The sequence below is a fragment of the Sinorhizobium arboris LMG 14919 genome (assembly GCF_000427465.1).
In the GTDB taxonomy this organism is placed as follows: Bacteria; Pseudomonadota; Alphaproteobacteria; order Rhizobiales; family Rhizobiaceae; genus Sinorhizobium; species Sinorhizobium arboris.
In genome coordinates this window covers 190,072-201,758 of sequence record NZ_ATYB01000014.1, presented here as the reverse complement: position 1 = coordinate 201,758, position 11,687 = coordinate 190,072, and the positions used below count along the sequence as shown (strand labels likewise).

Annotated in this window: 13 protein-coding genes; all 13 read right to left on the bottom strand. The window is 60.2% G+C overall.

The genetic code is table 11. The annotated features are described in order from the left end of the window. Nucleotides 1-7: 7 nt before the first annotated feature. Nucleotides 8-535, bottom strand: coding sequence for a hypothetical protein (locus SINAR_RS0112045; protein WP_234710610.1), 528 nt, complete (start codon nucleotides 533-535; stop codon nucleotides 8-10). Further along, nucleotides 523-888 (bottom strand): hypothetical protein, encoded by a 366-nt coding sequence (locus tag SINAR_RS0112040; RefSeq protein WP_027999332.1) that lies wholly within the window; start codon nucleotides 886-888, stop codon nucleotides 523-525. The genes SINAR_RS0112045 and SINAR_RS0112040 overlap by 13 nt, the downstream gene beginning before the upstream one ends. Then, on the bottom strand, nucleotides 881-3,547 hold the full coding sequence (locus SINAR_RS0112035) for a phage tail protein (RefSeq protein ID WP_027999331.1): 2,667 nt from the start codon (nucleotides 3,545-3,547) through the stop codon (nucleotides 881-883). The genes SINAR_RS0112040 and SINAR_RS0112035 overlap by 8 nt, the downstream gene beginning before the upstream one ends. Then, nucleotides 3,547-4,209, bottom strand: coding sequence for a phage connector family protein (locus SINAR_RS0112030; RefSeq protein WP_027999330.1), 663 nt, complete (start codon nucleotides 4,207-4,209; stop codon nucleotides 3,547-3,549). Before SINAR_RS0112030 ends, SINAR_RS0112035 begins: the two co-directional genes overlap by 1 nt. 2 nt (nucleotides 4,210-4,211) lie before the next feature. Beyond that, the gene (locus tag SINAR_RS0112025) at nucleotides 4,212-4,649 is read right to left on the bottom strand and encodes a hypothetical protein (protein WP_027999329.1); all 438 of its coding nucleotides are present in this window, start codon (nucleotides 4,647-4,649) and stop codon (nucleotides 4,212-4,214) included. 69 nt (nucleotides 4,650-4,718) lie between these two features. Further along, nucleotides 4,719-5,024, bottom strand: a complete 306-nt coding sequence (locus SINAR_RS0112020) for a hypothetical protein (protein WP_027999328.1) — start codon at nucleotides 5,022-5,024, stop codon at nucleotides 4,719-4,721. Nucleotides 5,025-5,036: 12 nt separating this feature from the next. After that, on the bottom strand, nucleotides 5,037-5,873 hold the full coding sequence (locus SINAR_RS0112015; RefSeq protein WP_027999327.1) for a phage capsid protein: 837 nt from the start codon (nucleotides 5,871-5,873) through the stop codon (nucleotides 5,037-5,039). Nucleotides 5,874-6,255: 382 nt separating this feature from the next. Next, nucleotides 6,256-7,209 (bottom strand): hypothetical protein, encoded by a 954-nt coding sequence (locus SINAR_RS0112005; RefSeq protein WP_234710609.1) that lies wholly within the window; start codon nucleotides 7,207-7,209, stop codon nucleotides 6,256-6,258. After that, the gene (locus tag SINAR_RS0112000) at nucleotides 7,136-7,528 is read right to left on the bottom strand and encodes a hypothetical protein (protein WP_027999325.1); all 393 of its coding nucleotides are present in this window, start codon (nucleotides 7,526-7,528) and stop codon (nucleotides 7,136-7,138) included. The genes SINAR_RS0112005 and SINAR_RS0112000 overlap by 74 nt, the downstream gene beginning before the upstream one ends. Continuing rightward, on the bottom strand, nucleotides 7,521-9,194 hold the full coding sequence (locus SINAR_RS0111995; RefSeq protein ID WP_027999324.1) for a portal protein: 1,674 nt from the start codon (nucleotides 9,192-9,194) through the stop codon (nucleotides 7,521-7,523). The genes SINAR_RS0112000 and SINAR_RS0111995 overlap by 8 nt, the downstream gene beginning before the upstream one ends. Then, nucleotides 9,194-9,406, bottom strand: a complete 213-nt coding sequence (locus SINAR_RS0111990) for a hypothetical protein (RefSeq protein WP_027999323.1) — start codon at nucleotides 9,404-9,406, stop codon at nucleotides 9,194-9,196. The genes SINAR_RS0111995 and SINAR_RS0111990 overlap by 1 nt, the downstream gene beginning before the upstream one ends. Further along, nucleotides 9,403-10,989: a terminase family protein gene (locus SINAR_RS01000000133465; RefSeq protein WP_033057387.1), complete on the bottom strand. Its 1,587-nt coding sequence runs from the start codon at nucleotides 10,987-10,989 to the stop codon at nucleotides 9,403-9,405. The genes SINAR_RS0111990 and SINAR_RS01000000133465 overlap by 4 nt, the downstream gene beginning before the upstream one ends. After that, nucleotides 10,976-11,494, bottom strand: coding sequence for a DNA-packaging protein (locus SINAR_RS01000000133460; protein WP_050577496.1), 519 nt, complete (start codon nucleotides 11,492-11,494; stop codon nucleotides 10,976-10,978). The genes SINAR_RS01000000133465 and SINAR_RS01000000133460 overlap by 14 nt, the downstream gene beginning before the upstream one ends. Nucleotides 11,495-11,687: the final 193 nt, after the last annotated feature.

Below are 11,687 nucleotides of genomic sequence, written 5' to 3'. Positions count from 1 at the left end.
ATCTCTTTCAGCCGTAGAGCGGAGCCGTGGTGCCGGTGGCCGTCCGCGATTGCATGGCCTGCTGTCCGAAGCGGCTGTACATGTCGGACACGCCAGCGAAGAGAGACGCGCCAGCCCGAAGCCGTGCGGCACTCATCGAATTGCTGGCGTTGATGCCGGCGACCTTGGCGGCGTCATTGTAGCCACGCGCCTGCTGCTCGCCCTTGTAGATTTCGGTTTGAGCTGCAAGCGTCGTCCGCTCCTGGGTATCGTTCATGAGATCGATGACGGAGGGATCGGAAACACTGCCGCCAGAACCAGCGATTGCCGCGCGCTGCTGCGAAAGCATGAACCGGCCCTCACGATAGCGTTCCGCTGCGTCGCGCTGGCTTGCTGCCTGCGCTTCGTCGGCTTGCTGCTCCTGAACCTTCTGCTCGTAATTAAACCGCGCTTCCTGCTCGCGGCCGGCCTGCATGGTGCCAGCCACCTGGAGCAGCGTGCCGCCGATGGCTGCGACCTGGCCAATTGCGCCGAGTACCGGTGCTAACGCTCCCATTTCCACACCACCTTGCCGTCTAGGATTTCGTCTGTCGGTGCAAAGCCGAGGTGCATCATCAGATCCACAGCTCTCGGAATGCTGGCATCGCAAGTTGCCTTGATGACTTTCGCGCCTTGCTCTTTCGCTTCTGCGAATGCGGCCAGGACGTGCCGGAAAACAGACGGTTTCCGCTCTTCCCGCGGCACTTCAAGGAATGCGAACCATTCCCCGGCGTCCGTCTCAATGAGGCCCCCAAACCCCGCAATCATGCGCCCACGCCACATGGCACGGCCGACCCAGCGTCCCGTTACCTCGATGCCGCCGTAATATCGGGAAAAATCGATCTCGCTTGCGGGCAGGATCTTAGCCATTGGTCTTCACGTCCATCACCAGCGACGAGGCCGTAAACGGATAGGGAGCGCGAGCTTCCAGGCATATGCGGCTGTCCGTGTCCCAATCGCTGGAGACTGACATCATGTCGGCGTCGAAATCTTCGAATAGGTAGCCAGCCGGAACGGGCTTATCGCCCTTCGTGACGGTCAGCCGGCGAAGGTTGGCGAAGGAGTTGCCGACTCGCAAGCCATCCAACATCGTCTTCGTCAGCCCGAGCCCAAGCTGCGAAACCCGCTTCTTGCGGAAGAGAGCGCTGCCGTTCGCGGCACCATAAGCAAGCTTCGTCGACTGCCATTTGCCGGTGTACGGAAGCCCGATGACGACGTTCGTCTTTGCGCTCGAGAGCACCACCTGATTGCCGGAGACGGTGTAAAGGTTGTCCTGGTCGTGGATCGCCTGACCGTTGGCCCACACCATGACCTGCTTGCCATTTAAATGCGGGACGGAGAACGTCGTCGCAGCGGCCCCGGTGAAACGCTTGAACCCATCCGCAAGGCAATTGATCGCCCCGCCACGGCACTCCGAGAGCTTGGCCAATCGCTCCAGACGCTGCGCACCGTTTCGCACGACCGCGAAATAAACCGAGTCCTGACCGGCGCCGCGGATAGCCGCCACCCGCTTGAACAGACCATCGGTAACAACGCGCGACCAGGCAATCACGTTTTCGGCAGGTTCGTAGGTGAGCGCCCTTGCCTCGCCATTGGCGAGGATGAACCAGACGACCGTGTCGGGCTTGCGCTGGACAGCGACATCCACAATCGGCGATCCATCACATATCTCCTCGTGCATCGCCATAAGGTCGGATGACGAATAGTCGAAGCCTGACTGATCCGGGGACATCCGGAAAGCGCCGGTCCCCGACGCCTGAACGAAAATGCCGTCCTTATCGGCCTTGACCGCGCGGAGGTTCGCGCAGCCTCGCGTCGACGCATCCACAGGGAACCAGCTATCCGCAGTAAGCGGCTCATCGAAGCTCGAAGCCTTGATGGAGACTTCGGACGCGTCAGTCCCGGCAATCAGCCGCTGCAGGCCGAGCATCCAAAGAATCCCACGCTGGGAACTGGCGTTGATGGAGCGCGATATTGGCGCGGAATTGCCTTCGACCTCATCATCGAAGCTCTTGAACGCATCAGGCACCGATCCGTAGATCATGTCCGAAAGGCTCCAATAAATGCGCCCCCCGAACACGTCCACGGCGGCCGGCCAGCCGTCATAGTCTGACCAGACAGAGTGATCCCATTCGAACGTCGCATTGAGCGAATAGAGCCGACTGATGACCTCCATACTTGCCGATGTCGCGCTGGTGTAGCCGGTGATACGAACAACGCCCGACTGGCTGCCGCCGCTGTACACGATGCGGGTTTCGATTGTGCCGCTCGTATAGCCGCCAGTTGCAACTGCGAACCGAAAAAACTTGACGACATTATCGTCAGGGTCCGTATACGCCTCGGTGTCGTTGCTTGATCGTGTAAGCACATCCGTCCATGCGCCTGGGTTGCCCGACCCATCGTCTGTCGCCACCTGCAACCGCACTGTGCCCGCCCAAGTGCCTTCGACATACCACGTGAACCTTCGGGCCGCGCCGACGCCGGACACGCGGATGTGCGCTCCTTCGGCAGGATCAGTCGTGAAATCCTCGATCACCGTTTGACCGCTTTGGAACAATCGGACTAGGCGCCCAACCATACCGGTATCGAAGTAACTGCGACTGGCCGTCAGCGTGCCGTTCCCAGTGTAGACTGAGGGGTCGAGTGAAATCGTCCCGTCAGAGGCGACGAAAGGCCCGTCATCAACCTTGTAGCGCTGCACGCCCCAGGAGGTATCTCCGCGGCGCTGGATCTCGCGCTGCTGATAGACGCCGGAGGCAACATAGAGGATGTCCTTGTTCTGCTTGTAGCGGACGATGTTGTCGGTCAAGTCATCGGAGGTCCACGGCGCAGGGATGACCATGACCCCTGCGCTTTCGATCTGGCACGAATGTAGCCAGACGAACCGCGCCTCATCATTGAAGAGTTCGAGGTAGATGTTTGCGGTCGTCGGCGTGAAGGCGATCGAGTGCACGCCGTCATCGAGCACCGCCTCGGGGATCAGGTCGTCCGCGCCACTCGTCGAGCCGAGGCGAATCTTCAGGGGTCCGCGGAAAAGGTCCAAACGCAAGGCATGCTCAATCCCTCGATCGGCCACCGCCACGGCAATCGTCTGCTTTGCAGATGCCCGGTCTTGCGTGGTCCCGGCGAGACGGAGGTCTCCACCGCTGACTGTTGCGGTGGCAGCCCCGGTGCTCGCGTCCGTCCAGCCGGTGAAGGAATTGAAGTCGCCGTTCAGTACGGTGGTGCTAACCGATGCTCGGGAGACGAGTGCATCGTCCTTGACGACACGCATCGCTTGGTTGGAGAGGATCGGGATTAGGGCCGATCCGCCTGAATAGTTGTACTCGAGAAGCTGGACGTCGCCGAAATCGATGTCGGTTATGTATTCCAAGCCCGGCCGCAGCGTCATGGAGCCGATGACACGCGGTAGGAGATTGGAATAAAGCGAGCCGGCAAACTGCAGGCGCTCAAGATCGAGACGCGAAAGCGCCTCGTCGCCAACCTCTCCGCCATTCAAGGAATAGACCGGCGCCGAAACGCGAGGCATCAGACGTCACCCTCTTGGAAGGTGATTTCGCCGCCTACCAGCGTGCCGCCGTCATTGATGCCACACGGACCATAGCCGCCGTAGCGCGAACGGAGCCACGTTCCGGGATTCAGGACCTTGTTGTTCTCGTTTCGGGCATCGACGCTCTTGGCCTGCCGAAGGGCCTTGACCATGCGCTTTTCGAGCTTGTCCTCTAGGGTATCGCCGGAGGTCAGACGTCCGCAGGTATCATAGGCCAGCTTCGCAGCGACATAGCGCCAGAACATCGACGGCCAGGACGCAACGTCCGTCATCTTGGCGCGGCTGATATACCGCAGGTACAGGACGTTCGTATTCGCGTGGAGAAAGCCGTTTTCGTCCACGTAATCATAGAACCGAGTGCGGAACTCAGGGCTGCTGTTGATTGCAACAGTCCGCATCCAATCGGTCGGATAATCGAACACGTAGGACCAGCCGACAGCCGGCGTCTCGGTATTGTTGAGCGACAGAGCTACAGAGAGCTTGGCAAAATTCCAGTCACCCGCATTGAAAGCTTCCTCGACAACGCCATCCCATGCGGCGCCGAACGTATAGACGGCCGGCACATCATCGGTAAGCGTCGCGATGGTCTCCTTCTGGAGGTAAACGAGCGCTTGCTTCCACACCTGTAGCTTGTCGGCCATGCTTATTCGCCCTTGAGGAGATCGATGTATTTCGACGCGGCACGTTCGGCCGCATCCTTCGTCTCAAAGCCGTGCTGGACGACTTCGCCGTTATGGATGAAGCGCCATTTGTGGACCGGGCCGCCGTGATTGATCAGCGGAGCGGAAATGTCCGCCTCCTTCACCTTCGGAGCCGCCTTCTCGTCGTAGACGCGGAGCACGCGCACCCTTGCCGATGTCTTGGTGACCGACAGAATGCGAAGGTCGCAATCAAGCTTGTGGTCGTCGGAGAGAACGCTGATGGTCGCCCCCACCCGCAAACTGTTGAGATGGTTCGCGAAATATTCCGGGTGCGTCACGTCTTCGAGGGTGGTTTCAGCGGGGACAGTCGCAGCAAAGCGGCCGATCGAGTAATCAGCCTGCGAAAAGCGATGGCCCGCCAGTTTCTGAATACTGGTCATGGTCTTTCACCTGTGGAAATGGAAAGGGAAAAGGCCCCGCTCCTGAGAACGAGGCCTGATTTGACACCGTTAGTCGGTATCGGTTGCCGTGACGGCAAGACCGTCGGTCAGGTCGACGCCCTGGGCGGCGGAACCGGTGCCAACATCAAGCACGAAGGCAATGTTGACCGCCGAGACGGCGCCGGCCGGCAGGGACGCACGCGTGCGGACGAAGACGATATCGCCCTGCGCCATGCCACGGGTTACACCATCGCTGATGTAATCCGAGGTATTGACGGTTGCGATGGCATCGGTCGTATCCAGCAGCCACATGTTCATAGAACTGTTGGACAGGCCGCCGACTAGGAGTTTGAGGCCAGATGCTACATAAGCCATTTGCGCGCCTCCTTAGCTGAACGCCGCAGTGTCGTCGGTGACGACCTTGATGACGCCGGCCTGCTGGAGGATCACGGCGCCGTCATAGATCGTGTGGCGCGAGTACGAGTAATCGTCCTCGTCGTTGTAACCGACCCCGACTTGGATGTTCCCCTGTGCGATGGCATGGCCGACGGCCGGCTTCGCAAAGATGAAGTTGGAGGCGGTTGCGGTGCCCTTGCCAGGGAGACCGTTGTGCATGATGTGCTTCGCGCCGAGCCAGATTTTTGGGCGATCAAGCGTCAGTCCGACGAGCGGCTTCGATTCGATGTAGTCGGCAGAGGCAAACTGCTGGAAGGTCAGCAGACGAGCCCAGGCCTTCGGGGTCCAAAGGCAGGTGATTTCGTTGCCCGACATGACGTCGTTTTCGAAAAGCTCGGTGAGAGCGTCCACCGTCTTGCCGTAGGTGAGCGTCTGGGCCGCACCGCTGGCGTAGACGTTGGTGGCGGTCGCCAGTGCGTCGATGATGGTGTAGTCGATTTCACGAGCGGCAGCATTTGCGCCGGCGTTCTGCATAGCTTCACGCAAGTTTGCCGGGGCGGTGAAGACGTCGAAGCCGGGGCGCGTTTCCTTGGAGTGCTTCTCAGCAAGGGTAACGCTCGGCTGCGTGTCGGTGCGGTTACGAGACGGAATCAGGCCGTTCGTGCCGCGGGTGGTCATGCGACCGGCTGCGCCCTGCAGAGCGAACTTCGCAGTGAGGCCGGAGAGCATTTCTTCCTTGGTGACGCAGTCCTTGAGGTAGGTTTCGCCGCGCTGAAATGCGACGACCCACTCGTCCACGAACTGGTCTTTGGTAATAGCGTAAGCCATTGGCCAATAACCTTTCGATCTTGATTGGGAGGTTGGATTTCAGCCGTGCTCAGGGTGCCGCCTGGCGCGTTCGCGGGATGCCTCGCACATGGCAAGGGGCCGCGACGTCGCGTTCAACGGGGCGTCGCATCAGCTTGAATGTTCGGGTGGATTAGGTGCGGGGCCGTTTCCGGGGTGCCGCATAGAGCGCGTGTGTAGAACGCTATAACTGTTCGCGTGGATAGTGGTTCTTATACGGAGAGAAAGTCTCCGAACTTCAGCTCAAACAGAAGGAGAACCGCTTGATTCGCTTCATCATTCGGCGCCCGGTATTCATTTTCGTTCTGACGCCAGACGCAATTCAATTCCTATTGGACCTCATGCAGAGACTTCAATAGCCCTGCTATTTCCGAGCGTTGATCTTGTCGCGCTGCGCGTACAGCTTCGTAATTTTCTGCTGGACGTCGTCACTCTTGTACTTCTCAGGATCGGAAACGCGAAGAGCGAGCAACTCGTCGATCCGTTCCTGAACTGTCTTGGCGGTCGTCTCGACATCGCCTGTCATGATGGCATTGCCACCGTAATAGTCGCCGCCGAGCTGGGCCATCATCTTCACGAATGCAAGATTGTCCTGGAGGCGGGAGCCGTCCATGAGACGGAGGCCCATCATTTCCTCGAAACCATCCTTGCCGAGGTGGGACGTCATAAGCTGCTGAGCGGCGCCTATGTTGCCGTCGTATTCGCCGCCCCATTCGTTCCGAAGCGCTGACTGCGTCTCTTTCGCGACGCGGGCCAAATTACCATCGAGCTCCTGCTGCTGCGCCGTCGCGAAGTCCTGATACCAATCGAGCGCAGCAGCCGCCGCAGCCGGCGGTACGTTTCTGGCGTGCATCGCGGTTTTGAATTCGCCGAGGATCGCCTTATCAGTGTCCGTCGCCCTGAAGTCCTGGCGGAAATCGCCCGGATAGGCAGACGGATCTTCCGGAATGCCGTGAGCATCGCGATAGGCCTTGATCTCTTCAGGAGTTGATTTGTCCGTCAGCGCCGGCAGTTTTGCACCGCCGTTCTTCGCAGTGTTGTACGCCTCTCGATAGGCGCGGGAAATGGCATCGATCGACTTGTAACGGCCGAGCTGTTTCAGGATCGTCTCATCGCCACCGGCCAGCCTCTCGCGGAACGCCTGCAATTCACCATCGCCGGCCGGAACCGCGCCAGTGTCATCACCGCCCGCTTTCGAAGTAGTGCCGCTCTCGACCTGTCCAGACTTGGACGTATCGATTGCATCATTGCTTGGCGCGGTCTGCGTTCCTGTCGTCGGCTGGCTTTCCGCTGCGCCGGTCGTGCTTTGGTCCGTCATGTTTCTCACCTGTCAAAATGGAAATGGAATGGGACATCAGCTTGCGGAGCTGGTGCCCGACGTGCTGTTTGCCGGCGGCGAAGGTCGTATCCCTCTCGCCGCCGTGCTCTTCCGGCATCCAAGCCAGATTGTTGATGCCGCAGATGTGCAGGATTGCCGCTACGGCACGTTGCTGCTGCTCGGCGCTGGCAATGCCCTTCGAAACGGCTTGGATCGCCACGCAATCAGCCTTGCGGATTTCGAGGTCGCTTGCTGGCTGCTCATTGTCCGAGCGGACCGCGACCGGGTGCCAGGGACGATAGGGGCGCCGCTCAGCCATTCATTGCCGCCTGGAGCTGTTGAGCCGCATTGCCAACGAGGCCCGCGACTTCGGCACCTTGTCCCACCTGCTGCATTTGCTGCTGTGCCGCCATTTGCTCTTGCATCTGCTGGCGGCCGGCGTCCGCCTGTTCCTTGTTGACGAGCCAGTCGGCGCGACCACCCGGGACAGCGCCGAATGCATCCCGGAACATCGTCCGGGTGTCGACGTCGGAGGCGAGCGAAGGATCGAGAGCCATGCCGGCCTGAAGGATCGCGGACGATTCCTGATAGCCGTTGATCACTTGCCGGTCGCGGGCTTCCTTCAGCGAGTTGTTGAACTCGTAGGTGATGTTCTGCCCGAGCAGGATATCAGGCATGTCCACCGGAATTCCGTTGCGGTCCACCGGACCATAACCGCCCGCACGCATCACCTTCTCGGTTACGAGATCCAGCGTTGCGCCGGTCCATTCGTCCTCGATCGGCTCGAACAGCGGCAGAGCATGGCGGATGTACTCCTGCACCATCTGCGATGCCTGGTAGGCCGTCACCTCACGGCCCTGCAGGGAAGCCATCGGGGCAAGCTTGTTGAGGTAGAACGCCTCGGTCAGGGTGCTTCGAGCATCGTTGACGAGATCGACGCCAAGGCCTGTGTTCTTGCCGAGGTCGACAGCACGAAGAGCAGCACCAAGACGCTCGTCATATTCGGCATCAATGAAGGTGACACCGTTCGGGGTCAGGTCGATCGGGCTCGTTACCGCGTCTTCCGTCGCAATCATCGGCGGATCGACCTGCTTTTCGCCCGCTTCGATGATGGTCATCATCATGCGTTGAAGCATGCGAGCCTGCGGAATGCCGACAACGACGGCCGGCGAGAACGCGTAGAAGTGCCCGGAGACCGTCTTCCACCGCGGGGCGATGTAGTCGAACGTAAAGGCAGGAAGCTCCTGAAGAATGGCGCCATCTTCCGTCACATAGATGTCGGCCCACTTCGCGCCCGCCGGAAACTTGCGATAGGGCTCGTAGACATCGAGCGGGATGAAGACGTGCCGCGTCTTGAACGTGCTGGAGAGGTCCTTGCGCTGAAGAGCGTTCTTCACCGGCTGCGGCAACTTTGCTTCGCCGAAGAGGTGCGCCATCGTGTGCGCCTTCATATCGCACTTGCGGTGAACGTGGTTCACGCGCCCGTCGTGGCCTTCGCACCCGGCCATATTCCGCGGATGGTGCGTCCGGAAAAGCAGGTTGTCGCGTTTCTTGTTGTAGCTGACTTGCACCCAGCCCATCCCGAACGCCGAGAAGTCGTGCTCGCACTCGTTGGCCGCCCGACGATAGCCGCTGTCCCGGGAATAGAGGATTGCCCGGTTCACGTCGGTCATGAACTCGAGAAACTGTTTTGCGGAGCTGTCACGAGCCACGCGCTCATTCGAAGCACTGGCCTTGAACCACTGCCGATCGGAGGGCCGAACCATGGAGCCGATCTGGTCGCCGAGCTCACGCCGCACCTGCACGGGGTAAGAATCCGTCAAGTGGGAGGCAAAGTCCTGCCCGAGCACGAGCTCCTGCGTGAAGCTCGCGCGCTCAGGATAGAAGAACTCGGCAATCTCCTGGTGGAAACTGTCGAGACTTCCCTTGCCCGAGAACAGGCGGGAGTCGATTTCCATCAGGTCCTTGCCGGCTTGATCCGCCATCAGTTCGCACCCAGCGTCGAGCGCGTGAACTCGCGGCCGATGGTGCCGGGAACAGGCGCCAACCGGTCAGCGGTCGAGCTGCTGGGCGTGCTCAGCGTGCGCGTCTGCTTGCGACGCTGGCGCTTGGCCAACGGGTCATCAGGATCGGGCATCGTTGCCGGCGGTTCCGGATCGGGATAGTCGGGCTTGTCGCCACCGAAAAGCTTGCTCATCGCTTCTTTCCTCGCAGACGTGCCTTCAGGGAGGCGTTGGAAGTGACGGATTGAAGCCGCAGGCGCTGATGTTCGCGGCGTTCCTGGGCGGCCTTCGGGCGCTTGAGGCCGCCCAGCTTGGAAGCGGAAAGCATGATGGTCGTGTCGCCCTTGTCAGGCGATCGACCCAGCATTTCCTTCATGTCTTCCTTAGGAAGAACGACGATTTCCTCGCCGCCGCCCCCTGCCCGTATCTCGTACCGGAAGGCACAGAGATCAGCCGACAGTTCCGGGTCAGGGGGCAGTGCGATTTGCGACCCGTAGTCGGGGTCGAGCTGCTCGCGGAATTGCCAAACCACTTGCGAGCGAAGGTTTTTGAAGCCGTACATGCCTTCCCGCGTTCGGGAGGCAGAAGCAGACCCACCTTTGAAGCCGAAGCAATCGACATCGGCATGAGCCAATTGCGTCAGGGTATCGCCGCCATAGCCGCCGCCGGCATCAACAATAACGCGGCAACGGTCACGCATTTCCTTGATGATCAGGCCGGCAACCGTCGGTCCGTCCGGAGTTTCGCTGCCCTTGTAGCTGCTGAAGCGGGAATACCACCAATCATAGCGCGTCTGGATCTGCGTTTTATCCGGCCCACCCTGCGCCACGTCCGCGGCAACGGCACTCATCGGCACATCTTCCGGCGGGCGTTCGGTCCATCGAGCCTGTGCGGCCTTCACCCATTTGGTGGGGATGATCTGCCAAGGATCGTCTTCCGCCTCGACATCGAACGCGCCGTTGCGCAGGCGCTCGCGAAGCTCTTTCGGAAGGGCATTCAGCCTCGAAGCGTAGCCGGTCGCCATCAGGTCCGGATTGTCTTCGAGACGTGAGGGAATGAACGTCCGGGAAACCGCTTCGACCCATTCGCCGTTGACGAAGTGCGGCCCCCTGCCCTCTACCTCGATATCTTCGCCGTCGACGGTCGTGAACCATCGAAGCTCACCAGGCGCAGCAGGATTCGGGTGCGAAGGATCGAGCCATGGGCCCCAGTATTTCACCACCCACATGCCTTGAGCAGACGTCGGCGGGTTTCCCGTTGCAACGATCCGGCATCGTCCGCCGCTCGCATCTCGGTTCCAGGCGTTCACGTAGCGGAACTGCGTTTCCGTGAATTGGGTGATTTCGTCCCAGCCCTTCAGATCGTTCTGGCGGCCCTGGTACTTCTCCTTGTCGGTCTCGTTGGGCATGCCGGCAAACTGCAGCCGGTTGCCAGCAGGAAGGCGCCACTTGTGGACTTGGCTGTTGTAGCCGTCGCGTGTGCCAAGGATGCGCTCGACTTCCTTTTCGAGGCCGTCGACCTGCGGGATTTGGCGCCGGAAGATCAGGCTGTCCTTGTGGCGTTCGATCGCGAGGCCGCACAACAGCGTCGTCTTCCCGCCACCAGCGCCGCCGCCATAGAAAAGCTCGTCGGCTTCAGAGAACCAGGCGTCTGTTTGCGGGCCCGGGTTTGGGACGAACAATTGCCCCTTGGTTCCTTCGAGGGCCAGCCGTTCAAGTTCTTTCCGCTCCTCAGCAGGCAGCGCGTTGAACGCCGCTAGAACCTCATTCAGATTCATCGGGCTTCTTCGCCTGGAGGCCCTTTGCCAGCATGAACGCGACGCGACGCGCTATCTCGTTCTCGCTGGCATCCTTCGTTTCGATCGGGCCGCCGTCCTTGCCGGTCAGCTCTGCCTTGTCCGCCAAGCCGAGATCCCGAGCAATAATGTTTGCGTTGAGCAAGTCAGCCGCGGCGCCGGCAAACTTCTGCGACCGGATGACGTTCTCGGCTCGCGAGGTGACTTCCGAAAAATCATCCCTGCCCTTGTAATCGTGCCAAGTCTGGATGCCGATATCGAGAAATAAACACAGCCCATCGATTGTCATCGCCCGCATCTTCGGAATGCTCTCGATCTTGGTCTCGCCCTGATACGAGAAGGCCTTCGCCTCGTAGAGAGGATTTTCCTCCACCCACTCGAAATACTCGACGCAGGCGGTCCACAGATCATCAGGATTCGCGAAGATTGGCTTCCGGCCGTGCGAGCTTCTCGCCTTCCAGAACTGGTTGCCCACCGGAGCGCTCATGATGTCACCTGTCGAAAATGGAAAACCGCATCAGCCAGCGGTAGGCGTGTTCGATACGCTTGACACCGGCCGAGTAAAACCAGAGCGTGCGTCATCAACGGAAGGGAATTTTGGCAAAGTAAAGCCAAGGCGGGGAACGCGAAATTTCCCCTAAGCCCCGTGGGTCACTCTTTGGCGCCCAGCAGATACAGGC